Source organism: Alphaproteobacteria bacterium (assembly GCA_040218575.1).
GTDB lineage: Bacteria > Pseudomonadota > Alphaproteobacteria > JAVJRE01 > JAVJRE01 > JAVJRE01.
In genome coordinates this window covers 392,510-418,284 of the sequence record JAVJRE010000002.1, presented here as the reverse complement: position 1 = coordinate 418,284, position 25,775 = coordinate 392,510, and the positions used below count along the sequence as shown (strand labels likewise).

The 25,775-nt window shown below is 63.6% G+C and carries 21 protein-coding genes and 2 tRNA genes; 15 read left to right on the top strand and 8 right to left on the bottom strand.

The genetic code is table 11. The features are described from left to right. Positions 1–152: 152 nt before the first annotated feature. The 3 genes from RIE31_03555 to RIE31_03545 all read left to right on the top strand — a co-directional run bounded on the left by RIE31_03555 (position 153) and on the right by RIE31_03545 (position 1,923). On the top strand, positions 153–548 hold the full coding sequence (locus RIE31_03555; protein MEQ8639675.1) for a hypothetical protein: 396 nt from the start codon (positions 153–155) through the stop codon (positions 546–548). 147 nt (positions 549–695) lie between these two features. Next, positions 696–1,712: an aromatic ring-hydroxylating dioxygenase subunit alpha gene (locus tag RIE31_03550; protein ID MEQ8639674.1), complete on the top strand. Its 1,017-nt coding sequence runs from the start codon at positions 696–698 to the stop codon at positions 1,710–1,712. Further along, positions 1,702–1,923 carry a hypothetical protein gene (locus RIE31_03545; GenBank protein ID MEQ8639673.1) on the top strand — a complete coding sequence of 74 codons (222 nt, stop codon included), beginning with the start codon at positions 1,702–1,704 and terminating at the stop codon, positions 1,921–1,923. Before RIE31_03550 ends, RIE31_03545 begins: the two co-directional genes overlap by 11 nt. A gap of 23 nt (positions 1,924–1,946) precedes the next feature. Here the strand turns inward: RIE31_03545 and RIE31_03540 are convergent, their stop codons facing one another. The 4 genes from RIE31_03540 to RIE31_03525 form a co-directional block, all read right to left on the bottom strand. After that, positions 1,947–2,378, bottom strand: coding sequence for a DUF427 domain-containing protein (locus RIE31_03540; protein MEQ8639672.1), 432 nt, complete (start codon positions 2,376–2,378; stop codon positions 1,947–1,949). Between the two features lie 109 nt (positions 2,379–2,487). Then, on the bottom strand, positions 2,488–3,897 hold the full coding sequence (locus RIE31_03535) for a DASS family sodium-coupled anion symporter (GenBank protein ID MEQ8639671.1): 1,410 nt from the start codon (positions 3,895–3,897) through the stop codon (positions 2,488–2,490). A gap of 146 nt (positions 3,898–4,043) precedes the next feature. Continuing rightward, positions 4,044–4,120, bottom strand: a tRNA-Pro gene (locus RIE31_03530). Positions 4,121–4,244: 124 nt separating this feature from the next. Then, on the bottom strand, positions 4,245–5,267 hold the full coding sequence (locus RIE31_03525) for a polyprenyl synthetase family protein (GenBank protein ID MEQ8639670.1): 1,023 nt from the start codon (positions 5,265–5,267) through the stop codon (positions 4,245–4,247). A gap of 169 nt (positions 5,268–5,436) precedes the next feature. Between RIE31_03525 and RIE31_03520 the strand changes: the two genes are divergently transcribed. From RIE31_03520 to ppdK, 6 genes are all read left to right on the top strand, one after another. Beyond that, positions 5,437–5,685 carry a DUF2007 domain-containing protein gene (locus RIE31_03520; protein MEQ8639669.1) on the top strand — a complete coding sequence of 83 codons (249 nt, stop codon included), beginning with the start codon at positions 5,437–5,439 and terminating at the stop codon, positions 5,683–5,685. Positions 5,686–5,773: 88 nt separating this feature from the next. Beyond that, entirely contained in the window at positions 5,774–6,544 is a 771-nt protein-coding gene (locus RIE31_03515; GenBank protein ID MEQ8639668.1) for a methyltransferase, read from the top strand. A gap of 55 nt (positions 6,545–6,599) precedes the next feature. Next, a complete protein-coding gene (locus RIE31_03510; GenBank protein ID MEQ8639667.1) occupies positions 6,600–7,472 on the top strand; it encodes a S49 family peptidase in 873 nt (290 codons plus the stop codon). A 346-nt stretch (positions 7,473–7,818) separates the two neighbouring features. Beyond that, positions 7,819–8,730 carry a glycine--tRNA ligase subunit alpha gene (locus tag RIE31_03505; protein MEQ8639666.1) on the top strand — a complete coding sequence of 304 codons (912 nt, stop codon included), beginning with the start codon at positions 7,819–7,821 and terminating at the stop codon, positions 8,728–8,730. Continuing rightward, on the top strand, positions 8,723–10,813 hold the full coding sequence (gene glyS / locus RIE31_03500) for a glycine--tRNA ligase subunit beta (protein MEQ8639665.1): 2,091 nt from the start codon (positions 8,723–8,725) through the stop codon (positions 10,811–10,813). The genes RIE31_03505 and glyS overlap by 8 nt, the downstream gene beginning before the upstream one ends. Before the next feature lie 84 nt (positions 10,814–10,897). After that, positions 10,898–13,588 (top strand): pyruvate, phosphate dikinase, encoded by a 2,691-nt coding sequence (ppdK, locus tag RIE31_03495; GenBank protein ID MEQ8639664.1) that lies wholly within the window; start codon positions 10,898–10,900, stop codon positions 13,586–13,588. Positions 13,589–13,639: 51 nt separating this feature from the next. Here the strand turns inward: ppdK and RIE31_03490 are convergent, their stop codons facing one another. Further along, positions 13,640–14,596 (bottom strand): folate-binding protein, encoded by a 957-nt coding sequence (locus RIE31_03490; GenBank protein MEQ8639663.1) that lies wholly within the window; start codon positions 14,594–14,596, stop codon positions 13,640–13,642. Between the two features lie 190 nt (positions 14,597–14,786). On the opposite strand from RIE31_03490, the gene RIE31_03485 reads away from it, so the two are divergent. The 3 genes from RIE31_03485 to pyrC are packed head-to-tail and all read left to right on the top strand — an operon-like array spanning position 14,787 to position 17,807. After that, entirely contained in the window at positions 14,787–15,755 is a 969-nt protein-coding gene (locus RIE31_03485) for a glycosyltransferase (protein MEQ8639662.1), read from the top strand. Continuing rightward, positions 15,752–16,774 (top strand): glycosyltransferase family 9 protein, encoded by a 1,023-nt coding sequence (locus tag RIE31_03480; GenBank protein MEQ8639661.1) that lies wholly within the window; start codon positions 15,752–15,754, stop codon positions 16,772–16,774. Before RIE31_03485 ends, RIE31_03480 begins: the two co-directional genes overlap by 4 nt. Further along, the gene (pyrC, locus tag RIE31_03475) at positions 16,767–17,807 is read left to right on the top strand and encodes a dihydroorotase (protein MEQ8639660.1); all 1,041 of its coding nucleotides are present in this window, start codon (positions 16,767–16,769) and stop codon (positions 17,805–17,807) included. Before RIE31_03480 ends, pyrC begins: the two co-directional genes overlap by 8 nt. Before the next feature lie 48 nt (positions 17,808–17,855). Here the strand turns inward: pyrC and gltB are convergent, their stop codons facing one another. Continuing rightward, entirely contained in the window at positions 17,856–22,469 is a 4,614-nt protein-coding gene (gene gltB / locus RIE31_03470) for a glutamate synthase large subunit (GenBank protein ID MEQ8639659.1), read from the bottom strand. Then, positions 22,470–23,912 carry an NAD(P)-dependent oxidoreductase gene (locus RIE31_03465; GenBank protein MEQ8639658.1) on the bottom strand — a complete coding sequence of 481 codons (1,443 nt, stop codon included), beginning with the start codon at positions 23,910–23,912 and terminating at the stop codon, positions 22,470–22,472. Positions 23,913–24,294: 382 nt separating this feature from the next. On the opposite strand from RIE31_03465, the gene RIE31_03460 reads away from it, so the two are divergent. Then, a complete protein-coding gene (locus RIE31_03460; protein ID MEQ8639657.1) occupies positions 24,295–24,534 on the top strand; it encodes a hypothetical protein in 240 nt (79 codons plus the stop codon). A 54-nt stretch (positions 24,535–24,588) separates the two neighbouring features. Here RIE31_03460 and RIE31_03455 read toward each other — a convergent pair. Continuing rightward, positions 24,589–24,663, bottom strand: a tRNA-Thr gene (locus tag RIE31_03455). 176 nt (positions 24,664–24,839) lie between these two features. On the opposite strand from RIE31_03455, the gene RIE31_03450 reads away from it, so the two are divergent. Both RIE31_03450 and dcd read left to right on the top strand, forming a co-directional pair. Continuing rightward, complete coding sequence (locus tag RIE31_03450; GenBank protein ID MEQ8639656.1) at positions 24,840–25,082, top strand: hypothetical protein; 243 nt, start codon at positions 24,840–24,842, stop codon at positions 25,080–25,082. 99 nt (positions 25,083–25,181) lie between these two features. Next, on the top strand, positions 25,182–25,736 hold the full coding sequence (gene dcd, locus RIE31_03445; GenBank protein MEQ8639655.1) for a dCTP deaminase: 555 nt from the start codon (positions 25,182–25,184) through the stop codon (positions 25,734–25,736). The last annotated feature ends 39 nt before the right edge of the window (positions 25,737–25,775 follow it).

Genomic DNA, 25,775 nt, shown 5'->3' with positions numbered 1-25,775 from the left:
CCTATCCGCCGCCTGTGAAGGTCGCCCGTGCAGGATGCCCGGCTGAGCCAGACTACGCTGGCCTGTTGCTATCGGTTCGCAATTGTCGCGGCCCGCCGTGGCGACTATCCTGTGGTGAACGCAGTCGGGAACACGCTTGGGAGGCATCCGCCATGGCACATGAAACAGAACCGGTATTTCACGAGGCTGGCCCCTTGATGTTCGAGTTACAGTATCGCGGCGGCGAGGACCGGTTCGCAGGCCCCACCTTCAAGGTGCATGCACGGGGTCCGGAAAACCACTGGAAACTGGTCATGCGGTTCGATTGCACGGTTGCCGGCCCGCACTGGCACGAAGTCTGGAAAGACGGGCCGGAGAAGATCATGCAGTGGACCAATACCGACATGGCCGAGGCCGTCAAACTGTCCACCGCTGAAATCCGCGCCACCTTGCCGGAAAAGCTGGAGAAGCTTGGCTGGAGGGCGGAAGCCGATGCGGCGCGGTCACCGGACCTGCGTCGGAAGGTGAGCGGCCTGTGCCGGGACTTCGAGCAACTCCTGGCGGATTAGCGGGTGTCGGGTGCGGAGACGAGAAGGATTGGGCCGGCGGTCCTGCGGCCGGGCGAGCATGCCATCGGCCAGTCTCCGGATAGCGGATGGACACTGCCGGCACGGCTATACACTGATGAGGCGGCATGGCGGGCAGAGCGCGGCCCTGTGTTTTTCGCCTCCTGGCAATACGTATGTCATGTCAATGATGTGGCGGATGCCGGGTCTTATGTCACGGCGTCAATCCTTGACCAGGACGTGTTCGTTATTCGCGACAAGGCTGGCCCCCTGCGCGCCTTCTACAATGTTTGCCGGCATCGCGCGCACCGGCTGCTGAATGGCAGTGGCCGCGCGCCAGTCATTACCTGCCCCTACCATGCCTGGTCTTATCGCCCGGATGGCAGTTTGCGCTCCGCGCGCGCGACGGACGGTGTACGGGACTTTCGTCCCGACGACTTTTCCCTTGTGCCGGTGCAATTGGAAGAGTTGCACGGCCTGGTGTTCGTCAATCTAGATCCGGCAGCCCGGCCGCTTGCGGAGCAGGCGGGTGATCTGGTGGGGCAGATGCAGAAGCTCGCCGGCGACAGCGCGAGCCTGGTCAAGGCGGCCACTATGGAGTGGGAAATCGAGGCAAACTGGAAAGTGGTGATCGACAACTTTCTGGAATGCTATCACTGCGCCCCGGCCCATCCGGACTTTGCCCGCCTGGTCGATCTGGCGACCTACAAGCCGACCACCTATGCAATTCACTCCATGCATGAAAGCGACGCCGGTCGACCGGACAACTCCGCTTATGCCTTTGACCCCGCGCGCCATGGCACGCGCGCAATTTTCTGGTGGTTATGGCCGACCACAACCTTCGGCGTCGTACCAGGGCCACCGAACCTGGCCATGTTCTACCTGCGGCCCTTGGGCCCGGAGCGCACAGTGGAGGTGGTTGACTACTATTTCCCGGACGGGCCCCTGGACCAAACGGCCAAGGACCGCATCCGTTACGCAAACGAAGTTCTGCAGCCGGAAGACAATCGCCTGTGTGAGAACGTTCAGCGTGGTCTGCGGTCGCGGGGCTACAGCCAGGGACGATTCATCGTCAATCCCGACCGGACCGACATCAGCGAACATGCGGTGCACCACTTTCACAGCCTGTATATGCAGGCCATGGCGGAGGTTTCACATGACCGATGACGAGGACGAAGCGGCGCGCAAGGCGCGCATGCGCAAGCTGTTGGGCCAGATTGTCGAGGCGACGGAAGGGCGTGTCGACCCCGATCAGCCCGCGTCGCCGTCGGCGACGGGGGCTGAAGGCCGGTCAGATGACAAGCGGGACAGTGGCCCGCCGCGTCGGCGCATGAAGCCGGTGGTCAAGGTCCGGCGGCCTGGTGGCGGCCGGACCTGACCGTCACGCGCACTCGGCAGATTTTATTCCGCCGCCTGCCGGGCCTCGGCGAAGGGCTCGCTCTCGAAAACGTACTGGTTAACCTTGTTGGTATAGAACGACACCCAACCGTCGATTTCTGGGCTGTAGTCGTCATAGATCTCCGGATAGGCCCACATGGCGTTTTCCGCGACCTTGTCTCCGACGGTGATTGTCCAGTAGTGCGCGTCGCCCTTATAGGGGCAGTAGGTCGTGTGATCGGTCTGCGTCAGAAACTCGTCCCGCACTTTGGATCGCGGAATATAGTAGAGGGAGCCGACGCCCGTCTCATGATAGATCAGGGCCTGGTCAGATTCAGCGATCACCTGACCGTTGAATACGATGCGGATCTTCTTGTTCGCCGGTTCGGTGGCGATTCTCTTCTCTGCCTTGCGACTGCTGATTCGGTCGTCTTTATGCGGATCGATAACGGTCATCGCGATGGGCTCCCGGTTGATGTCTCACCTGAATAATAATGTAGGGTGGTGGCCGGCTGTGGCAAGGCGAGGATGGCCGATCCTCGGCGGCGTGGATCGCGTGACAGGATCACGCGCCAAAGATCCATCGTGTCAGCCATGGCAGAATCAGGCTCAACACCAGTATCGCCGCTAGATTGACCGTGAACCCGACTGCCGCCATTTGTGTGACGGATAGCCTGCCACTGCCATGGACGATGGCATTGGGTGGTGTGGCGACGGGAAGCATGAAGGCGGCGCTGGCGGCCAGTGCCGCGGGCACCATCATGAACAACGGGTTTGCGCCGGCGGTTACCGCAAGCGCTCCGATCAGCGGCAGTAAGGTGGCGGCCGCTGCCGTGTTGCTGGTCAGTTCCGTGGCGAAGACCATGATGGTCACGATCAGTCCGACCAGCAACCACAGGTTCCAGCCGCTGGCCTGATTCAGCGCCGTGCCGATCCATGTGGCGAGACCGCTGGCGACGATGGCATCGGCAAGAGCCAGTCCGCCGCCGAACAGAAGCAACGTTCCCCATGGCAGCCGGCCTGTATCGGACCACACCAGAAGTGGCCGCCCATTGCCCGACGGAATCAGGAACAGGGCAAGTCCGGCCACCAGGGCGATGGTCGTGTCGTTCAGCCAGGCTAACGGCGGCCAGCCGGACAGCAGTGGCCGACAGACCCACAAGATAGCCATGGTGACAAAGACGGCGGCCACTCGCTTTTCGGCAGACCTTGGTGGGCCGAGCCGGTCGAGATGCTGGCGCAGAACGTCTCGCCCGGGACCGCCCCGGCGGGCGGCCAGGTGAGCGGCCGTGGAGCGTTGTGTGACGAGTCTGGTCAGGATTAGCCAGGTGAGCAGCCCCAGAACCAGGGAAATGGGCAGAGCGACGGCCATCCATTGGGCAAAGCCGATTGCCAGGCCATAAGTCTCTTCAACGAAGGCGGCAAGGATGGCATTGGGGGGAGTCCCGATCAGCGTCGCCAGACCGCCGATGCTGGCGCCATAGGCAATGGCCAGAAGCAGGGGCAGAGTCAGCCCGCCATCGTCGTCGCCGATTTCGTCAAGCACCGACAGGGCGATGGGCAGCATCAGCATGGCTGTCGCCGTATTTGACACCCACATCGACAGAAAGCCGGTGACCAGCATGACGCCGGCTATCAGCCGCGGCGGTCTGACACCTATCCGGAGAATGATGGCCAGGGCCAGCCGGCGATGGAGGTTCCAGCGCTGTACGGCCAGCGCCACCATAAAGCCACCAAGGAAGAGGAATATCAGGGGATGGGAATAGGCCGGCGCCACTGTCGCCAGCGGGCCAATTCCTGTGGCCGGCAGAACCAGTAGAGGCAACAATGCCGTCGCCGGTACGGGAAGAGCTTCTGTGGACCACCACAGCGCCATCCACGCGGCGAGTGCCACAACCGTCCAGGCGCCGTCCGGCATGGTTGCCGGCGCCGGTACCAGGAGCAGGGCGGTGAATACAACGGGCCCCGCCAGCAATTTACCGGGCCTGAAGACGGGGCTTTGTCCGATCGGAACCGACACGCGCCCCGCCCTATGATTGGCAATTCTGTATGATGCCGCGACCGGCCGGGCAACACTGATATCGCAGGACCGGGTCGGGCGGGACCGGGTCGGGCGGGATCTGGTCGGAGTGAGAGGATTTGAACCTCCGGCCCCCGCCTCCCGAAGACGGTGCTCTACCAGGCTGAGCTACACTCCGACCGGTCGTGTATCGGACCGCCATTCCGCGTCGCGCGGCGGGCCGTCCGGGACCGCAGCTTATAGCCCCATCGCGCGCCGCCCGGCAAGGCAGGCGAGCAGCGCCTTTGTGTCCCGTGCGCCCGTCAATAGGCGCGTTCAACGCAGAAATGCGCCACATCCGCCAGAGCCACCCTGGCGTCGTTGTCGGGGAAAATACCAAGGGCATCGGAGGCGACCGCCGCATAGTGGCGGGCCCGTTCCAGGCAGTCATTGAGGCAGTTATGACGTTCAATCAGGGCGATAGCACGGCTGAGGTCCTCGGGCTGCTGATTTACGTCTTCCAGGGTTCGTTTCCAGAAATCCCTCTCGGGCCCGTCTCCGCGATGGTAGGCCAGTATGACAGGCAGGGTGATTTTGCCTTCGGCGAAGTCGTCGCCTACTGATTTGCCAAGGCGCACGTCCCGCGAAGAGTAGTCAAGCACGTCATCCACCAGCTGAAATGCAATGCCGAGATTGCTGCCATAGGTCGCCAGGGCACCTTCTTCGCCCGACGGTCGCTCGCCGACGATGGCACTGATACGGCAGGCAGCGGAAAACAGAACCGCTGTCTTCGATTCGATGACCTGCAGGTAGGTCGCTTCGCTGGTGCTCGTGTCGTTGACCGTCGATAGCTGCAGAACTTCGCCTTCGGTCAGTGTGGCCGCCGCATTGGACAGCACTTCCAGCACGCGCAGGGAGCCATCGGCGACCATCAGTTGAAAGGCCCGGCTGAACAGAAAATCACCCACCAGAACACTTGCCTGGTTGCCCCACACGCTGTTGGCGGTGGCGCGACCGCGCCGGAGGTTGCTTTCATCAACGACGTCATCGTGCAGCAGGGTGGCCGTATGGATGAACTCCACCGCCGCCGCCAGTCCCAGATGACGCTGGCCCTGGTATCCGACCAGCCGGGCACTGGCCAATGTGAGCATGGGCCGCAGCCGCTTGCCGCCGGCAGCGACGATGTGGCCGGCCAGCTCGGGGATAAGCGGCACGGAGCTCGCCATATTGTCGACGATGACCCGGTTTACCGCTGCCAGATCATCCACCACCAGCCGTTGCAGGGCTTCTATGCCCGTGCGCCTGGGCGGGCGCCGACGATCTCCCAGTTCGACAATATCAGCCATCTTCCCCTCACGGCCGCACCAGGCAGCACCAGACCCCACAACAGCATAGGAACACAGAGGGGCCGGTCAAGCAGCGGCGCTGGCGACCCCCGCATTGTCCGGGCAAACCGGCTAGACTGTGCTCCGCCTGTCGGACACTGGCTGTCAGGCCCTGACTGTCGGAGATGTCATGCAGGAGCTGTTGCGAACGAACGATCTGGTGTGGCTATCCTGGCTGCAGGCCTTGCTGACCGACAGCGGCATGGCCAGTCAGGTTCTCGATGGCCATGCCAGCGTGCTGGAAGGCAGCGCCCAGGCAATTCCGCGGCGGCTTATGGTGGCGGATGAAGATCTGGTTCCGGCCCGCGCATTGGTGCGGGAGGCGGAGCGTGCCGCCGGTCTGGTCGGGTCTGCGGACATCGGCGGTGATAATGGTTAACCGCCGGCCGGAAGGCCTGCCCCCTGTTGGTGCCGGCAGGGGCTCGTGGGCCGCTGCTGCCCCCGCTTCGGCCAGGGTGCCGTTGTCCATGCGGGCGGATTCCGGGCCGGATGTGACGACTGACGGGTTGCTCAACCATCGGGTGCGCGTGCGCCAACCGGCTACTGGTTATCGTGTCGCCATAGACCCGGTGTTTCTTGCAGCGGCAGTGCCTGCATCGGCCGGTGCGCGCGTTCTTGATGCCGGCACGGGGGTCGGTGCGGCAGCCCTGTGCTTGCTGGCCAGAGTCCCTGGATGCTATGTGGCGGGCATTGAGATTCAGGACCGGCTGGCCAGCCTGGCGCAGGACAATGCCCGCCTCAACGGACGGTCGGACCGCTTTGATGTGGTCGTCGGTGACATCCGCCATGGGGCGGCAAGCCTGGGCCGCGCACAGTTCGATCATGTCATGGCCAATCCGCCCTTCAATCCGCCGGGTTCTGCGGCCTCCCGCCTCTTGTCACGGGATGTGGCGGTGCGTGAAGGCGATGCGTCGCTGGCGACATGGTTGAACTTCTGTCGCGATATGGTGCGACCCGCGGGCACCGTCACGATCATCCACCGGCCGGAGCGTGAAGACGAGTTGGTCGCCGCGTTCCCGCGCTCGGCTATCAGCCTGTTTCCGCTGCTGGCACGATCAGGGGGTGAGGTGCGGCGGTTGGTTTTCCAGGCGAGACTCGGCGCCGTTGCCGGCGTCCGTCGTATGACCGGTATGGTGTTGCATGATGAGGACGGTCGCTTCAGCCCGGCGGCTGAAGCGGTTCTTCGTCATGCTGCGGCCCTCGACTGGACAGTCCGCGACGGGACAGCCGGCGGCTGAAACGAGAGAGTCTCGCGCTCCGGCGGGGTATTTGGCTATCCGAGGTGGTCCATCCATGACACGTTTTTCTACCGGGGGTTTCTCCACACGGCTCTTCGGTCGTCGCGCGCCCGTGGTTCCGGTTGTGCGTTTGACCGGGACTTTGCTGGCACGCGGCGGTCTGCGCCAAAGCCTGTCCATGGAGTCCGTGGCTCCGCTGCTGGAGCGTGCGTTTGGTCAGCGCGGCGCCAGGGCCGTGGCGCTGGTGATCAATTCACCCGGTGGGGCGCCGGTGCAGGCCAGTCAAATCCATGCGCGTGTCCGTCAACTGGCGGATGAGAAGAAGCTGCCGGTCCTGGTCTTCGTTGAAGACGTGGCCGCTTCCGGCGGCTATTGGCTGGCGTGTGCCGGTGATGAGATTTTTGTTGATGAGACCTCCATCGTCGGCTCCATAGGTGTCGTTGCGGCGTCCTTTGGATTCCAGGACTTCATTGCCCGACATGGGGTCGAACGGCGTTTGCATACCGCTGGCAGCAGGAAGGGTCAGCTCGATCCCTTCCTGCCGCAGAACCCCGATGACGTCCGTCGTCTCCATCAGGTTCTGGACGAAATGCACGCCAGATTTCAGCGCCTGGTGGTGGACCGTCGTCGTGGTCGCCTGAAGGCGTCCGAAGATGAGCTGTTTTCGGGTGAGTTCTGGACCGGCACACGGGCCGTGGATCTGGGTCTTGCCGACGGGGTTGGAGAGCTGCGTGCGACGCTGCGTCATCGTTTTGGCGACCGCGTCCGGCTAAAACCGATCACCGCCGGTCGCAAGTTTCGCCTGGCCGTGCCTGGCTTCGCCCGCGGCCAGGGGGCGCCGGAGCCGCTGTCTCTTGCCGCGCTGGCCGCCGACGGCCTGATTGAGTCGGCGGAGGCCAGGGCGCTCTGGGCTCGTTTCGGTTTGTAGGCGGGCGGCTTGACCCCTTTTCGGGCGACCCATACAACCTGCCCATGTTCGGATTCAGCTTCTGGAAGCTCATTGTCCTGGCCGCCATCCTGATCGGCGTCTGGCAGATATTTCGCATTGTCCAGCCGAAACCGTCTGGCACACGCCGCGACACGGTCACGCCCGGGGTCACGCCCGGGGTCACGCCCGGGGCCGGGCCAGGGGCCGGGCCGGAGGCAAGCCGGCGGTCGGCCGGGACCGCGGCGAAGGCTGAGGACCCTTCGATCCGGGCGGTGGAGACCACGGCCTGTAGCCGTTGCGGAGCCTATCAGCCAATCGACAGCGCCACCGCGTGTGGCCGTGACGATTGCCCGTTCGCCCCGTGAGCGGCGCCGGCTTTCAGGACCTGATCCTGACTCTTCAGCGCTACTGGGCAGATCGTGGCTGCGTCATTCTGCAACCGCTGGACATGGAGGTCGGTGCGGGAACCTTCCATCCGGCGACAACGCTCTGGTCGCTGGGGCCGTCGCATCGGCGGGTTGCCTATGTCCAGCCGGTGCGCCGTCCCACCGATGGGCGATACGGCGAAAACCCCAACCGCCTTCACCACTACTACCAGTTCCAGGTCATGCTGAAGCCATCGCCGGACAATGTTCAGCAGCTCTACCTTGATAGTCTGGTCGCCTTGGGAATTGACCCGGCCAGGCATGACATCCGCTTTGTCGAGGACGATTGGGAAAGCCCGACTATCGGCGCCTGGGGTCTTGGCTGGGAAGTGTGGTGCGACGGGATGGAGGTGTCCCAGTTCACCTATTTCCAGCAGGTTGGCGGCATTGACTGTGATCCGGTCTCGGCCGAACTGACTTACGGTCTCGAACGTCTGGCGATGTATGTTCAGGGCGTCGAGAACGTATACGATCTTGCCTTTACCGGTCCGTCCGGTGAACCGCCGATGACCTATGGTGACGTGTTTTTGCGCAATGAGCGCGAGCAGTCCGCCTATGCCTTTGACGTGGTGGACACTGATCGTTTGTTCGGACACTTCCGCGATGCGGAGGCGTCGTGTGCGGAGCTGCTGGCGGCCAATCTAGCGTTGCCGGCCTATGAGCAGTGCATCCACGCCAGTCATATCTTTAACCTGCTTGATGCGCGTGGCGTAATCAGCGTCATGGAGCGTCAGGCCTATATCGCTCGTGTGCGGGATCTGGCTCGGGGCTGCTGTGAGGCCTGGCTGGCTGCTAAGCCGTCGGCGGCTGCAATTGGCACGGCCCGTGGCTGAGTTCTTACTGGAGCTCTTTTGTGAAGAGATTCCGGCCGGCTATCAGGCAGCGGCCGCGGCGGATCTGGCACGGCGTCTGGATGCCGGGCTGGCTGCGGCGCGCTTGGCCCATGGTCCGGTGCTCAGTGGTGTTACACCGCGCCGACTGTGGGCCGTTGTCGCGGATGTGGCGGAGGGTCAGCCTGACCTCAGAGAAGAGCGTCGCGGGCCCCGGGCCGATGCACCGGACAAGGCGGTTGCCGGCTTTCTCAAGGCGAACGGACTCGAGCGGGAGCAGGTCGAGACCCGTGAGACCGAACGTGGCGCATTTCTGTTCGCCGTGATCGAACAAGCCGGCAAGCCCTCGGTGGACCTGTTGCCCGCCATCGTGCAACAGGTCGTGGAGAGCCTGTCATGGCCGAAATCGATGCGCTGGTCCGACAATCGTCTGCGCTGGGTGCGACCGCTCCGCAGTGTGCTGGCGCTCTTTGCTGGCCAGGTATTGCCTGGTGGTCTGGATCTTTCGCCAGGCGTCCTGACGTTCGGCAATGCCACCGCCGGCCATCGCTTCCTGGCGCCGGAACCGTTTCGTGTGCGTGATTTTGCCGAGTATCGGGACCGTCTGCGCGCTGCCTATGTGATGATCGATGCAGCGGAGAGGGCTGAGACCATTCGAGAAGACGCGCAGCGTCTTGCCGCATCGCAGGACCTGTCGGTTGTCGCTGATGATGCTCTGGTGCGTGAGGTGGCGGGCCTCGTCGAGTGGCCGGTGGTTCTGCTGGCCTCATTTGATCGTGACTACCTCAACTTGCCCCCGGAAGTCCTGACCACCACCATGCGCAAGAATCAGCGCTACTTTGCGCTGACAGATTCCACTGGCGCCCTGGCGCCGCGGTTTGCGTTGGTGGCCAATTTGCTGGCCGATGATGGTGGAACGGCCATCGTCGCTGGCAACGAGCGCGTCCTTCGAGCCCGTCTGGCCGACGCACGGTTTTTCTGGGACCAGGATCGCCGTCGTTCACTCGCCAGTCGGGTGGCGGACCTCTCGGGCATGGTGTTTCACGCCCGGCTGGGTCATCTGCGACAGAAAGCCGACCGGATGGCGGCTCTCGCGGCTGACCTAGCGCGCGTGATTCCCGGCGCCGACATAGAGTTGGCCAGTACGGCGGCACGGTTGGCAAAAGCCGACCTTGGCACGGGCATGGTTGCAGAGTTCCCTGAATTGCAGGGCGTCATGGGACGCTATTATGCAGAGCAGGACTCTGAAGCGAGCGAGGTGGCGCTGGCGATCCGCGATCACTACCGGCCCGCCGGGCCGTCTGATTCATGCCCGTCGGCCCCGCTCAGTGTGTGCGTGGCTCTCGCCGACAAGATTGATACGCTGGTTGGTTTTTTTGCCATCGGCGAAACACCAACCGGGTCACGGGATCCCTTTGCGCTTCGTCGTGCTGCTCTTGGGGTTATCCGGCTGATTCTGGAGAACGGAATCCGTTTGCCGCTGGTCCCTGTTTTTGGCCAGGCCGCGGCCCTGTATGGACGGACCGTGGATGGTTTCGACGGCGCTGATCCGACGGCTATCCTGCTGCCGTTTGTTGCAGAGCGTCTGAAGGTTCACTTGCGCGAAAGCGGGATTCGCCATGACTTGGTCACCGCCACCTTTGCGGAGCGGCTGGGTCGGCCGGATGATGATCTGGTGCGCCTCGTTGCCAGGACCAGCGCGTTGGCTCTTTTTCTGGAAACAGAGGACGGAGCCAACCTTCTTACCGCCTACCGCCGTGCCGCTAATATCGTGCGCGCTGAGACGCACAAAGGCTGGGTAGAGACTGGCACACCTGACGATGCCTTGCTTTCACAGAAAGAAGAAATCCGGCTGGCTGCCGTCCTGCACGAGCTTGCCGGGGTCTCCGGCAAGGCGCTGGACGGAGCCGATCTTAAGAGCTACTTCACCGCTCTGGCCGCATTGCGGCAGCCGGTGGATGCGTTTTTTGACAATGTCACGGTCAACAGCGATGACCAGCATTTACGTCACAATCGTTTGCTGTTGCTGATGGCGCTGTGCCGGTGCATGGAGACAGTCGCTGACTTCTCCTGCATCGAGGGGTAGGACTGGTCTGTCTGCGACAGTCTCAAATACCCCAAAGGTATTGGGCCTAAATACGTCAAGGGCATCAGGAAGGATCCAGGGGCGGTGACAGACTCTCGACAATCAGGGCGCCGGTGGGTCTATGGATTTGGTCCCGATGGCGCCGATGGCCAGGCTGCCATGGCCGATCTTCTGGGAGGCAAGGGCGCCAATCTGGCGGAAATGGCCAATCTCGGATTACCCGTACCGCCGGGTTTTACCATCACGACGGAAGCCTGCCGCTTTCACGACGTGCACGACGGCGCCTGGCCGCCCGAACTGGATGATCAAATCACGCAAGCCTTGCGACATCTGGAATCCCAGGTTGGTAGTCGCTTCGGCGAGGCCGGGGATCCGCTGCTTGTGTCAGTTCGCTCAGGCGCCAGAGTGTCCATGCCTGGCATGATGGATACGGTGCTCAATCTCGGGCTGAACGACAGTACCGTTGAGGACCTTGCCCGTCATAGCGGCAACCGGCGATTCGCTTTCGACAGCTACCGCCGGTTCATACAGATGTATGGCGACGTCGTGCTCGGCGTTTCGCACTACAATTTTGAAGATCTTCTTGAGCGCCTTCGCGATGAGAGGGGCGTATCACTGGATACGGATCTTGGCGCAGAAGACCTGGCGAAGCTGGTTGGCCAGTATAAGGCCTTGATCGAGGACTCTTTAGGCCGACCGTTTCCGCAGTCGGCCCGCGATCAACTGCGCGAGGCGATCAACGCGGTGTTCCGGAGCTGGGGTAACCAGCGAGCGCAGACCTATCGCCGATTACACGGTATTTCGGACGAGTGGGGCACGGCCGTGACAGTACAGGCCATGGTTTTTGGTAATATGGGCGATGATTGCGCCACCGGCGTTGCCTTTACGCGCGACCCGGGCACCGGCGAAAATGCCTTTTATGGTGAGTATCTGGTTAACGCCCAGGGCGAGGACGTGGTCGCCGGCATCCGTACGCCGCAAAACCTGACACGACGTGAACGCGAGGCCAGCGGCGGCGATCAACCGTCCCTTGAAGAGGCGATGCCGGATATCTACAGGCAGCTGGTGGACGTCCGCGACAAGCTGGAGCGTCACTACCGCGATATGCAGGATATTGAGTTCACGGTCCAGAAGGACCGCTTGTGGATGCTCCAGACACGCTCTGGCAAGCGGACGGCAGCCGCTGCGTTGCGCATTGCTGTGGAAATGGCGGACGACGGCATTATTTCGCGGCCGGAGGCTGTGTGCCGGGTGGACCCGGCCTCACTTGACCAGCTACTGCACCCGACTCTCGATCCTGCAGCGGAAAAGACAATCATCGCGCGGGGCCTGCCGGCCTCGCCAGGGGCCGCGTCGGGCGCTGTGGTGCTCACGGCCGATGAAGCGGAAAGCCGCGCCGCCGCCGGTGAGTCGGTCATCCTTGTGCGGGTGGAGACCAGCCCGGAGGACATTCACGGGATGCACGCGGCAAAGGGCATATTGACCACGCGGGGGGGGATGACCAGCCATGCCGCTGTCGTCGCTCGCGGTATGGGCCGGCCTTGCGTGTCGGGTGCCGGTGAAGTCTGGGTGGATCTGGCGAACGGCACTATGGGCGGCCGCGGCGTCACGGTCCGCGCCGGCGAGACCATCACCATAGACGGTGTCACGGGGGAGGTCATGGTGGGCGAGGTGGCGACCATAGAGCCACAGATGTCCGGTCACTTTGATCGGCTGATGGCGTGGGCGGATGAGTCCCGCCGGCTCAAGGTGCGGACCAATGCGGATACCCCGGCCGACTGCCGGACGGCGCGCCGCTTCGGGGCGGAAGGAATCGGCCTGTGCCGCACCGAGCATATGTTCTTTGACGCCGAACGGATTGTCGCTGTGCGCGAGATGATCATGGCCCATGATCAGGCTGGTCGTCGCCGGGCTCTGGCCAAGATCGAGCCCATGCAGCGGGCGGATTTCCGCCAGATTTTCGAAATCATGGAGAACCAGCCGGTGACCATCCGGCTGCTGGACCCACCTCTGCATGAGTTTCTGCCAAAGACCGACGACGATATGGCTGCGGTAGCCGGCGCCATGGGCCTCGACATGGCGGCGGTGCGGGCCAGGCGACAGGAACTCAGCGAAAGCAATCCCATGCTGGGTCACCGCGGTTGTCGGTTGGGTATCAGCTTCCCCGAAATCTACGAGATGCAGGTCCGCGCCATCATGTTTGCCGCAGCCGATCTGTATCACGAGACCGGTCAGCGCGTTCATCCCGAAATCATGGTTCCGCTGGTGGCGACGCGGCGGGAAATGGACATTCTAAAGGAAGTCATTGATCGCACAGCGGCGGCGGTGGTGGCCGACGCCGGCGAAGAGCTGACCTATGAAGTCGGCACGATGATTGAATTGCCGCGCGCTGTGCTGCGAGCCGGGTCCATCGCAGAGGCAGCGGTTTTCTTCAGCTTCGGCACCAATGACCTGACGCAGACGACCTTCGGGATTTCACGCGATGACGCCGGACGATTCATAGACGAATATCGTAAACGCGGCGTGTTCGGAATCGATCCGTTCATCAGTCTCGATATCGAAGGGGTGGGAGAGCTGATCCGCATGGGAACGGAACGCGGCCGCGCGACCCGGCCTGACCTCAAGGTTGGCATCTGCGGCGAACATGGTGGCGATCCGGCCTCAATCGCTTTCTGCCATGAGGTCGGACTCGACTATGTGTCCTGTTCGCCGTATCGCGTGCCTATTGCCCGCCTCGCCGCCGCACAGGCGGCGCTAGGTGGTTGCCTCGCCTGAGGCACCTTGCTTGGGGTGCGTGGCTGATCCTGGTTGCGGCAGATTGCCGGTTCAGGTTGAGCGCGACTCCAGGGCGTCAATCTGCTGGCGGAGCCAGTCCGGCAGAACGGGGGTGATCCGGGCCTCCCCGCACCAGAGATCCTGCTTACCCGTCAGCGTTTCCTTCAAGGCGTCGAGCCGGACATGGGCAAGGGCCAGTGTAGGGCTGTCCTTCACGCCATTGGCAACAGATCGCATATCGCCGATTTCGGCCTCGCCGGCCCGGATGGTCGCGCCTGTCCGGGGCAGGGGGCCATCGATGCGGACCGGGATGAGGCGGCGTTTGACCAACGCTCGATAGTGCATGCGGGCGGTCAGTTCCTGACCGACATAACAGCCCTTGGTCCATGAGATTCCATTCAGTCCATCAAAACCGGACTCCATCGGCAATGATCGCTCCGCCTCGAGATCACGACTGCCGTCCGGCACACCCAGGGCGATGCGGTGTGCGTCCCATGCCGCCGCCGGCGCTGTCACGAATCCGGCCGCCGTCAGGCTGTCGGTTGCGCCGGTTGGCACTAGCGCCCGTAATCCCATTACGGGATGGCGCGGGTCACGCCATACCAGCCCACCATGGGCCTCGACGAGGGCCCCCGGCTCGCTGGCCAGTGGCAAGGTAGTCGCCGACTCTTCGCCCCACAGGGCCAGAACCTGCCAGGCATCCGGCAGGCCGGTGATCTGGCAGCGCGCGCGCAGCCTGTAGCGTGACAGGCGTTGAACCAGATCGTCCGTCCGCTCCCGCTCCACCTCCAGAAGCAGCGCGTCGGAATCCAAACCCGGGGCCTGCAGGATGAAAAGATCGTGCAGGAACCGGCCCTGCGGCGTCAGAAAGCCCCCCCAGCAGGCATGGCGACCGTCTGCCAGAGCCACATCCTGGGTCAGCAGACCCTGCAACAGGCTGCGGCTGTCCGGGCCACTGACGGACACGGCACCGCGCCAGGCGAGATGGGTCAGATACTTTTCCGCCATAGGGGCTCCACCGGTTGGCCGTTGCCGGAAGAATTGGGCCTGCGGCGCCACATGGCAAGGTCACCTGCCCGAGAGCAAGCCATCTGTGAGCAGGGTCCTTGGCAGCCGCCATTCCGGTGCCTATAGATGGCCCGCCATGCGCATTATAATGGTCGATAACTCCATACCGTTTGACGCACGGACTCCGGTCTTGAGCCCTCTCAACGGGGCCGAGAAGGTCTTTGCCAACCTGCCCGGTGCGTTGGCTAGGCGTGGTCATGACGTCCATGTTTACAACCGGGCAACGGTGGCCGATGTCATCGAGGGCGCCCGCTGGCATACCATGGCCGTACCGCCGGCCACACGCAGCGATGTCCTGATCGCCTATCGCAAGACCAATTTACTGGGGTTTGTCGAGGAAACCCATCGTCGCATCCTGTGGCTGGCCGGGTCTGCCGCGCGACTGTCAGAAGGTCCGGCGCGTGAACGGCTGGACCGTTTTCAACCGGCTCTCATTTTCCAAAGCGAAGCGCAGCGCGCCACATGGACCGGGCAGCCGGACCTGGACGTAAAGGTCATCCCCCCTGCCGTCGGCTGGCACTTCCGGCAGGAAACGCCAACCGACCCGGTTGATCCGCCACGTGCCATCTTCACCAGCCATCCGTTGCGCGGTCTTGCCTGGACGCTCGATCTCTGGCGCGAGCGGATTCATCCGGAATGCCCGGCGGCGGAATTGCACGTCTTTTCGTCCTCTCTTCACGCGGCATTGAATGGTGCCACTGTGGATGACCGGTTGCGGCCGATCATGGAGGCGCTGGGCCGGTGCGAAGGCGTTATGGTCCGGGCCCCTGCCGCCGACCCGGACATGGCGGCCGAGTATCGCGCCGCCCGCGTCCATCTGTTTCCCTCCGATTCATTGGAAATGGTGGCGCTGACTCTGGCGGAAAGTCAGGCGACCGGGCTGCCGGCCGTCGCCCGACCACTGGGCGCGGCGGCAGAACGCATCGTCGATGGTGAGACCGGTCGTCTGGTCGCCGATGGCCCGGGCTTCGCACAAGCGGCGGTTGGCTATCTGGCGGATGCCAACCTCTACCTTGAGGCCAGCGCGCGCGCCATGGGGCTACAGCGCTCCCGCACGGCCGATACCACGGCTGGTTTCTACGAAGCCCTGTTCTCGTGAGCGGGCGTCGTGCGATCCGCGATGCCGGTCATGACAGCGGGGCGATTCTGTTCATCACGGCCAATCGTATCGGCGATGCCGTACTGTCCACCGGTCTTCTGGCCTATCTGGCGGCCGCGCGGCCGAACGCCGCCATAACGGTTGTCTGCGGCCCGCTGCCGGCGCCGTTGTTCGCCAATGCGCCGGGAGTCACCCAGGTCCTGCCGGTGGTCAAGCAGAGGGCCGCTATGCATTGGCTCTCTTTGTGGCGGCACCTGGTTGTCCGGCGCTGGAGCGTGGTGGTTGACCTGCGGGCCTCGCTGTTCGCGGGCCTGGTTCGCGCCCGTGAAAGGCGCACCGCCCGTCCTGGTGCTGCCCGGTACCGCGTACAACAGGCAAAAGTGCGCGAGCTGGCAGATGTTCTGGGGCTGGCCGATCCGCCGCCGCCGGTCCTCTGGCCAACATCGGATGATGCGCTGAGGGCTGCCCGGCTGCTCGGCGGTCGTGGCGAGTTTGTTGCCATGGGACCGACCGCCAACTGGCCCGGCAAGGAATGGCCGGCAGAGCGTTTTGTCCGGCTGGGTCGCCAGCTGTGCGGGCCGGGGGGCCGGTTTGCCGGGCAGCCGATTGCTGTTCTTGGCGGTGCCGGTGAGGAAGCGCGGGCGCAGGCAGTTGTGCGTGGCCTCTTGGACGGAGGTATTGATACGCTGGATCTGGTCGGTCGCTGTGACCTGCCGGTGACGGCGGCCTGCCTGGCGCGAGCGCGTCTGTATATCGGCAATGACTCGGGGCTTATGCACATGGCGGCGGCGGTCGGCGCTCCGACGTTGGGCTTGTTCGGTCCGACCGATGAGCGGGTTTATGGTCCGTGGGGTGAGCATACAGCGGTTGTCCGCGCGCCGGAGCCATTCGACCGGCTGCAGGCGCAGGGGCTGGCCGGCCACATGTCCGGCCTGATGGATGGTTTGACCGTTGACATGGCCCTGTCGGCCGCGCTGACACTGCATGACCAATGTCACGAGCGGCCGTCCAATGACTGAACAGAGCCTTACCCTGCGCCAGCCCGACGACTGGCACCTGCATTTGCGCGATGATGGTGTCATGGCGGCGGTGCTGCCGGACACCTGCCGCGTATTCGCCCGCGCCATCATCATGCCCAATCTGACACCGCCCGTACGCACGGCGGCGGACGCGCTCGCCTATCGTGCGCGGATCATGGCGGCCTTGCCGCAGACTGCCACCTTCGAGCCGCTGATGACCTGCTATTTGACGGACACGGCGGACCCGGACGAGATTGAGCGCGGCTACGCCAGCGGAGCGTTTGTCGCGGCGAAGCTGTATCCGGCCGGGGCCACCACCAATTCCGACGCCGGCGTCACCGACATCGCCCATGTTCACGGTGTTCTGGAGCGCATGGAGCGGCTCGGCATGCCGTTGCTGGTCCATGGTGAGGTGGCGGATCCGGATGTCGATATTTTTGATCGTGAGGCGCTGTTCATAGAGCGCGTTCTCGCTCCGACGCGGCGGCGTTTTCCAGCTCTCAAGATCGTAATGGAGCACGTCAGCACGGCCGAGGCGGTTGCCTATGTCAAGGCCGCGGAAAGTCATCTGGCTGCTACGGTGACAGCGCATCACCTGATGGTCACCCGCAACGATCTGCTTGGATCGGGTATCCGTCCCCATCTCTTCTGCATGCCGGTGGTCAAGCGGAGCAGCGACAGGCAGGCGCTGATCGCCGCCGCCACGTCCGGTGATTCGCGCTTTTTTCTGGGGACCGATTCGGCGCCGCACCCCTTGCGTGACAAGGAGGCGGCAATCGGCCGTGCCGGCGTCTACACCGCCGCCGCCGCCCTGGAGCTGTACGCCGAGGTCTTTGAAGAGGCCGGCGCGCTCAGCGCGCTCGAGGGTTTCGCCTCTGTCAACGGTCCCCGCTTCTATGGATTGCCGGTCAATCAGAAGACGGTGAGTCTGGTCCGGCGCGATTGGCACCATCCGGAAACGACGCCTTTGCCCGGTGGTGTTGTTCACCGCTTCCGGGGCGGTGAAACCCTGCGCTGGCAGGTGTCTGTTTAGGCCGCGCCCCGTGTGGTTCTTTGACGGCCGTCCCAGTGAGAGCCGGACCTATTCTCCGGCGCTCAGAAGCCCGTCGACCAGTTCGCTATCGCCTGTTGCGGTGACAGGCGGCTGCAGACGCGACAGCATCTCCCGAGGCACAACCTGCCAGAAGTGACGCAGTTCGCTCTCCCAGTTGGCGATGATCTGCTCGGCATACGGGGACTGGGTCATGGTCTGATGGCGCCGGACCATGGCGCGCACCTTGTTGTCCCAATGGTCTACCTGAACGCGTTGAAAAATAACGGTTTCTTCGTTGATCATATCGGGCAGGCGATTCTCCGGATCATAGACAAACGCCATGCCCCCCGTCATGCCGGCAGCGAAATTGTCGCCGACCCCGCCCAGGATAACGACCGTTCCGCCTGTCATATACTCGCAGCCGTTGCTGCCACAGCCCTCGACCACGGCCTCGGCACCGGAGTTGCGGACGGCAAAACGCTCGCCGGCCTGGCCGGCTGCAAACAACTGCCCGGCAGTCGCACCGTACAGAACCGTATTGCCGATGATGGTGTTCTCGTTGGTCACCAGCGGGCTGGCCGGCGTCGGTCGGACGATGATCGTTCCGCCGGACAGACCCTTGCCAACATAGTCATTGGCATCGCCGAAGACCTCCAGCGTCAGGCCCTGAACGGCAAACGCGCCCAGCGACTGGCCGGCCGAGCCGCGCAGGCGCACCGTGATATGCCCGTCCTTCAGGCCGCGCATGCCAAAGCGTCGCGTGATCCTTGACGAGAGCTTTGTGCCGATGGCGCGCTGGGTGTTCCGGATATTGTAGGTAAGCTGCATCTTCTCGCCGCCTTCCAGGGCGCGCCGGGCGTCCTTCAACATCTGCGCATCCAGAGTTTCGGCCACTTCGTTGCGCCCTTCGACCACGGAGTAGGCGGCATGGGCGCCCGGATCGGCCTGCACCAGCAACGGATTGAGGTCGAGATCGTCAAGGTCGGGAATGCCCCGGATAACCTGCGCCAGCAACTCGGTGCGGCCGATCACGTCTTCCAGCCGGCGCGCGCCGAGATAAGCCAGGAACTCGCGCACCTCCTCGGCGATGAAGCTGAACAGATTAACGACCTTTTCCGGCGTCCCGGCAAACTTCTGTCGCAGACTTTCCTGTTGTGAGCAGATGCCGACGGGACAGGTGTTGGAATGACACTGCCGCACCATGAGACAGCCCATGGCGACCAGGGCGGCGGTGCCGACGCCGAACTCCTCGGCGCCAAGAATGGCGGCAATCACCACGTCGCGGCCGGTCTTCAGCCCGCCATCAACCCGCAGGACCACCCGGTGCCGCAACCGGTTCATGGTCAGAATCTGATGGACCTCGGCCAGACCCATTTCCCACGGCAGGCCGGCATACTTGATCGACGACTGCGGGCTGGCGCCGGTACCACCGGAATGACCGGAGATCAGGATGACGTCAGCATTGGCCTTGGCGACGCCGGCGGCGACCGTGCCGATGCCGTTCTGTGACACCAGTTTGACGCAGACCTTGGCTTCCGGATTGATCTGCTTCAGGTCATAGATGAGCTGCGACAGATCTTCGATGGAGTAGATGTCGTGATGCGGCGGCGGGGAGATCAGAGTTACCCCGGGCGTGGCATGGCGCAGCCTGGCGATGATCTCGCTGACCTTGATGCCGGGCAGTTGCCCGCCTTCGCCGGGCTTGGCGCCCTGCGCCACCTTGATCTCAATTTCCCGGCAGTTGTTCAGATACTCCGCCGTTACGCCGAAGCGAGCCGAGGCCACCTGCTTGATGGCTGACGAGGCATTGTCGCCATTGTCGCGCGGCCGGTAGCGGGCCGGGTCCTCGCCGCCTTCGCCGGAATCGGACTTCGCGCCAATCCGGTTCATGGCAATTGACAGGGTCTCATGGGCCTCGGGGCTTAGGGCCCCCAGTGAAATGCCGGGTGATACAAGGCGCTTGCGGATTTCGGTGATGGACTGCACGTCGTCCAGCTCGACGGACTTGCGGCCAGGCACAAACTCCAGAAGGTCACGGATTGTTACCGGCGGAAGTTGGGCCACGTGATCGCTGTAGCGCTTGTAGGTGGAGTAGGAATCGTTGCCGACCGCCGTTTGCAGCAGGTGGATCAACTCACCCTGAAAGGCGTGAATCTCGCCCTTGGCCCGGTGACGGTACAGGCTGCCGACTGGCAGGCGCACCACATTGCCCGAAAAGGCGGCGGCATGACGATCAAGATGCTTGCGCTGGATACCCGCCAGACCAATGCCGGAGATGCGCGAGGACATTCCCGGAAAGTATGTGCTGACCAGAGCGCGGCTCAGGCCCACTGCTTCAAACTTGTAGGCGCCGCGATAGGAGGAAATGACCGAGATGCCCATCTTCGAGATGATCTTCAGCAGACCCTGCTCGACGGCCGCCTTGAAGTTGCGAATGCATTGCTCAAGCGGCGTCTCGCCGAACAGACCGCGACGATGGCGATCGGCGATGGAGTCCTGCGCCAGATAGGCGTTGACGGTCGTTGCGCCGACGCCGATCAGAACGGCGAAGTAGTGGACGTCGAGACAGCCGGCGCTCTCCACGTTGATTGATACGACGGTGCGCAGGCCGTTTCGCACCAGGTGGCTGTGAATGGCTCCGGCTGCCAGTATCAAAGGGACTGCCGCGCGATCAGGCGACATGGCTCGGTCGGACAGAAAGAGGTGGCGAGCGCCATCCTGCACGGCCTGCACGGCCTCCGCCTGAATGCGTGACAGCGCCTCGCGCAACCCGTGCTCTGCGCCATCCGTGGCGAAGGTGCAATCGATGTGCCGGGCTGTTCCGGACAAATGGCTTTTCAGAGCGGCGTGTTCGGCATTGGTCAGGACCGGAGATTCAAGCTGCAGAACGCGGGTCTGTTCCTCGCTTTCGTCAAGCAGATTGGACAGATTGCCGAGCCGTGTGCGCAGGCTCATGACGCCGCGCTCGCGAATACTGTCGATCGGCGGGTTCGTCACCTGGCTGAAGTTCTGGCGAAAAAAGTGGTGCAGCCCGCGATAGTGCTGCGCCAGCACCGCCAGCGGTGTGTCGTCCCCCATGGATCCTGTCGCTTCCTTGCCTTCTTCGGCCATGGGCTGCAGCAGCAGTTCCAGTTCTTCCATGGAGTAGCCGGCCGCCGCCTGCCGGCGGCGCAGTTCCTCGCCCACGTAGTGGATGTCTTCGCCGTCATGGTCAGCGATGATGTGCGACAATTCCCGGGTGTGCTTCGCCCACTCGCCAAATGGACGTTGCCCAGCCAGCCAGTCCTTGATCTCGCGATCATGATAGACACGGCCCTCGTCGAGATTGACGGCGATCATCTGGCCTGGGCCCAGCCGGCCTTTTTCGACGATATCGCCCTCATAGACCGGAACCATCCCGGATTCCGACCCGGCTAGCAGTAGCCCGTCACGGGTCAGCGAGAACCGCATGGGCCGCAGTCCATTGCGGTCCATGCCGGCGATCACCCAGGTGCCATCCGTCGCGGCGATGGCGGCCGGACCGTCCCAGGGCTCGATAATGGCGTTGCAGTAGCTGTAGAAATCACGATGGGACTGGGGCATACCCGGCCGGTTGGACCAGGCTTCGGGGATGAGGACCGATTTGACCATCGGAGCTGGCCGGCCAGCCCGCGCGAGCAGCTCAAACGCGTTGTCGAGGGCGGCGGAATCCGACGCGTCAGGCTCAATCACTGGTTTCAGGTCGGCCAGATGGTCGCCGAACACCGCAGAGCGCATGCGCGCCTCATGGGACCGCATCCAGTTGATGTTGCCGGACAGCGTGTTGATCTCGCCGTTATGGGCAAGCATCCGGAAGGGCTGAGCCAGACGCCAGGTGGGAAATGTGTTGGTCGAATAGCGCTGGTGGTAGATGGCAAACCGGCTTTCAAACCGCTCGTCCAGCAGGTCGGGATAGAAGGCCGTCAACTGTTCGGCCAGAAACATGCCCTTGTAGATGATCGAACGGGCGGACAGCGAGCAGATGTAGAAATCTTTGATGAACGCGGCGCGCACCGCACTCTCTATACGCCGCCGAATGATGTAGAGGTCGCGTTCAAGAGCGTCAGACGCTTGGTTGGCATGCCCGGCGACCATGATCTGCTCGATCTCAGGCCGCGTCGCGTTGGCTTTTTCACCAGTCACCGCCAGATTGACCGGTACCTGGCGCCAGCCGTAGATGGTATAGCCGCGCGCCAGGATCTCCGTTTCGACGATGGACCGGCAGCGCTCCTGGCCGGCGAAATCCGTGCGCGGCAGAAAGATCATGCCGACCGCCAGCGGGCCGTCGCTCAAGGTATGGCCCGTGCGCGTGACGTGTTCTTCAAAGAACCCTTTGGGGATTTCCACGTGCAGGCCGGCGCCGTCGCCGGTCTTGCCGTCGGCATCGACCGCACCACGGTGCCAGACAGACTTAAGCGCCTCGATGGCGGATTCCACCACGAGTCGCCGCGGCTTGCCGTCGGTGGCAACGACGATCCCGACGCCGCACGACGCGTGTTCGGTCTTCGGGTCATACAGGCCGCTGGCTTGCAAGCGGTGTGCTTCGTCCTGCCACTTGCGGGCAAAGGCCTCGCCGGAGTCATCAGAGTCGAGGGTTTCCCCGTGTCTGCCGTGTGGCCCGGTCATTACGATCTCGTCGCTCATCTATTCGGCCGCCATGGCAGGAGTCATGGCCCGGGAGGCGAGCCACTGGTGAATACCGTCAGCTGCGTCACGGCCTTCGCGGATCGCCCAGACCACAAGCGAGGCACCGCGAACAACGTCGCCGGCGGCAAAAACCCCGTCAAGATTCGTGGACATGGTCGGGTAGCGCGTGCGAACGGTACCCCATCGCGTCACGGCCAGATCCGGGGCGCCCAAAGTCGTGTTCATGTCTTCGGGATCGAAGCCAAGCGCCATGATTGCCAGATCGGCGTCGACGGAGAACGCGTCGTCCTCATCGACCATGACTATCCGGCGTCCGGATGCGTCGGCTGCGCCAAGACGCATATGACGGGTACGGATGGCGTTGATCTCACTGTCGCCAAGAAAGGCCTCAGGCTGCGCCAGCCAGGCAAACTCGACCCCTTCCTCTTCCGCATGACGTACTTCGCGAGCCGATCCCGGCATATTCTCGCGGTCGCGCCGGTACAGGCATGTGACGGAGCGGGCACCTTGCCGAACGGCAGTACGGACACAGTCCATGGCCGTGTCACCGCCGCCGACGACAACCACGCGCTTGCCTGCGGCATTTAGCTGGCCGCTGGCGAAGTCTGCCACGGTTTCGCCGAGCCCCATGCGGTTCGATGCGGTCAGATAAGGCAAGGCCTGCACGATATTGGCCAGCCCGACGCCGGGTGCCGCCAGTTCGCGTGCCTTGTAAACACCGGTGGCGAGCAGAACGGCATCGTGCCGCGCCTGCAGCTCAGGCAGAGAGGCGTCGCGCCCCACTTCAAAGTTCAGGTGAAACCGGATTCCGCCTTCGACCAGCAGGTCGGCCCGCCGCTGGACCACATGTTTTTCCAGCTTGAAGTTGGGAATGCCATAGACCATCAGGCCGCCAACGCGGTCATAGCGGTCATAGACGTGGACTTGATACCCCAACTGGCGGAGCTGCTCCGCTGCCGCCATTCCGGCCGGCCCGGCGCCGACGATGCCGATGGACTCGCTGCGTTCATGGGTTGGCCGCGGCGGCTTGACCCAACCTTCGGCGAAGGCCGTTTCGGTGATGTGCTTTTCTACGGCGCCGATGGTGACGGTGCCGTGACCGGACTGCTCGATGACGCAGTTGCCCTCGCACAGCCGGTCCTGCGGGCAGATGCGGCCGCATATCTCGGGGAAATTGTTGGTGCCGGCGGAAACCTCATAGGCCTCTTCCATGCGGCCCTGGGTCGCCAGCAACAGCCAGTCGGGAATATTGTTCTGAACCGGACAGTGAATCTGACAGAAGGGCACACCGCACTGCGAGCAGCGCGCCGCCTGCTCAGCCGCGGTGTTCGGTTCATAGGGCGCATAGACCTCGCGCCAGTCATGGCGGCGGTCAGCGGCCGGGCGCTTGTCCGGCATCTGCCCCTTACGGTCAACGAATTTGAGCATATCCTGACTCATGCCTGCTCCTGCCGCGGCGGCGCTCCCACGACGGTATGCGCGCCAACCCGGTTCGTAACGGTCCTGGCTCGAACATATAGGCCAAAACCGGTCGTCAGGCGAGCCGGACTGATTGCGCCCAATTGTCCGTTCGGCGGGAAAAGCCCGGCTTTCCGCCGCTCTCTGCTCACATCGCCGCCACGGATGGCCGTTTACGAGCCGGTAATCGGCCAGGGCGCACTCTTTGCCCATGAATGAGCCGGATCACCCGTCCAGCACGCTGTCGCTTGCAGCGCGGCTACCCCGTGGCATTGCGCCTCTGTCTGCCATGCCGCGATGGGGTGCAAGGCCGACTCATCAGCGCCCGCTGGAGCGCCCGCTGGGGCGTCCGCTGGCCGCGGCCGTGGCCCTGCTCCTGCTTGCGGCCTGCGCCGACACGACCGCGTGGCAGGCCGAACTTGGCAGTTTCTACGATAGTCTGGGGGCCAGCCAGGAGAGCATCATGGCGCGCGGCAGCGTACACCTGAGCGGCCCGCCGCCGGCCATGGATGTCTGGTGCTACCGCACCCTGGCCCGGCCGGACTGTCTGCCCGAGCCCCTGGTCGGCGAGGCCCATCGCCTGGAGGGCGCCGGTAATCCCTGACCGCCACAGGGCTGATCATCCTAAGACGATATCTGTTGTTTCAATGTCGCGGCCTGGTGCTGCCGGGAGGAATCGAACCTCCGACCCCCTCCTTACCAAGGAGGTGCTCTGCCCCTGAGCTACGGCAGCCCATTGAAACGGCGCGCACATTGCCATATCGACCCCGCGTGGTCGAGGGAGCAATTGCCCGGCCCCCACATATGCACGACCTCTCAAAGTCATCTCCGGCTGGACCCTGGCGACGGACGGGCTTATGCCTGCATGTCTCTATACGGCAATGAGGGTTCCTCCACCATGCAAGCGTCATGACTGCATCGGCCAAGCCCGGGGACAGGCCGGGCGGCAAGACCAGCGGGTCCGGCCGGTCGGCCGCGCCGGCCGGCGACGATGGTCGCGATGCCCGTCTGGCGGCGGCGCTACGGCGCAACCTCCGATTGCGCCGGCGGCAGCGGGATGCCCGCGATGATTCGACCACGCCGGACACAGACACCGATCATGCCGCTGACCGGAACGCCGACGCTGACCGCGACAGGGGCGACGATGGCTAGGTTTCCGGCCACGGCCGGCGGCCCGCGCTTGAGGCGTTTGCGGCCCTCCGCTACAAACCGGCAGGTCATGACCAATTCCCGACCGATTCAGGTGCGCTTATGTCTGTAATGCCCGACCATTGGATTCGCCGCATGGCTGTGGAGCAGGGCATGATTGAACCCTTCGTTGATCGCCAGTCGCGCGATGGCGTCATTTCTTTCGGCCTGTCGTCTTTCGGCTATGACGCCCGGGTATCGCGGGCTTTCAAGATATTCACCAACGTGGATTCTGCGACGGTGGACCCCAAAGCCTTTTCCGACACCAGCTTTGTGGATCGCGAACAGGATGTCTGCGTTATTCCACCCAACAGCTTCGCCCTGGCCAGCACCGTCGAGTATTTCCGCATACCACGGGATGTGATCGTCATCTGCCTTGGCAAATCCACCTATGCCCGGTGCGGCATCATCGTCAATGTGACGCCGCTGGAGCCGGAATGGGAGGGCCATGTGACGCTGGAGTTCTCCAACACCACGCCGCTGCCGGCCAGGGTCTACGCCAATGAGGGCGCCGCCCAGTTCCTGTTTCTCAAGGGGGATAGCCCGCCGGAGGTGTCATATCGCGACCGCGGCGGCAAATATCAGGGGCAGCGCGGCGTCACCCTGCCGCGGCTCTAGTGGGCCATTCTTTCGCCATCCCTGCCGGATAGGCCTGCT

What these genes read in the sequence shown, in the direction of transcription:
- RIE31_03465 (MEQ8639658.1), bottom strand. Translation starts at nt 23,912, where the DNA reads ATGAGTCAGGATATGCTCAAATTCGTTGACCGTAAGGGGCAGATGCCG.
- RIE31_03490 (MEQ8639663.1), bottom strand. Translation starts at nt 14,596, where the DNA reads ATGGCGGAAAAGTATCTGACCCATCTCGCCTGGCGCGGTGCCGTGTCC.
- RIE31_03515 (MEQ8639668.1), top strand. Translation starts at nt 5,774, where the DNA reads ATGCGGGCGGATTCCGGGCCGGATGTGACGACTGACGGGTTGCTCAAC.
- RIE31_03525 (MEQ8639670.1), bottom strand. Translation starts at nt 5,267, where the DNA reads ATGGCTGATATTGTCGAACTGGGAGATCGTCGGCGCCCGCCCAGGCGC.
- gltB (MEQ8639659.1), bottom strand. Translation starts at nt 22,469, where the DNA reads ATGAGCGACGAGATCGTAATGACCGGGCCACACGGCAGACACGGGGAA.
- RIE31_03540 (MEQ8639672.1), bottom strand. Translation starts at nt 2,378, where the DNA reads ATGACCGTTATCGATCCGCATAAAGACGACCGAATCAGCAGTCGCAAG.
- RIE31_03520 (MEQ8639669.1), top strand. Translation starts at nt 5,437, where the DNA reads ATGCAGGAGCTGTTGCGAACGAACGATCTGGTGTGGCTATCCTGGCTG.
- pyrC (MEQ8639660.1), top strand. Translation starts at nt 16,767, where the DNA reads ATGACTGAACAGAGCCTTACCCTGCGCCAGCCCGACGACTGGCACCTG.
- RIE31_03555 (MEQ8639675.1), top strand. Translation starts at nt 153, where the DNA reads ATGGCACATGAAACAGAACCGGTATTTCACGAGGCTGGCCCCTTGATG.
- RIE31_03545 (MEQ8639673.1), top strand. Translation starts at nt 1,702, where the DNA reads ATGACCGATGACGAGGACGAAGCGGCGCGCAAGGCGCGCATGCGCAAG.
- RIE31_03510 (MEQ8639667.1), top strand. Translation starts at nt 6,600, where the DNA reads ATGACACGTTTTTCTACCGGGGGTTTCTCCACACGGCTCTTCGGTCGT.
- RIE31_03450 (MEQ8639656.1), top strand. Translation starts at nt 24,840, where the DNA reads ATGACTGCATCGGCCAAGCCCGGGGACAGGCCGGGCGGCAAGACCAGC.
- dcd (MEQ8639655.1), top strand. Translation starts at nt 25,182, where the DNA reads ATGTCTGTAATGCCCGACCATTGGATTCGCCGCATGGCTGTGGAGCAG.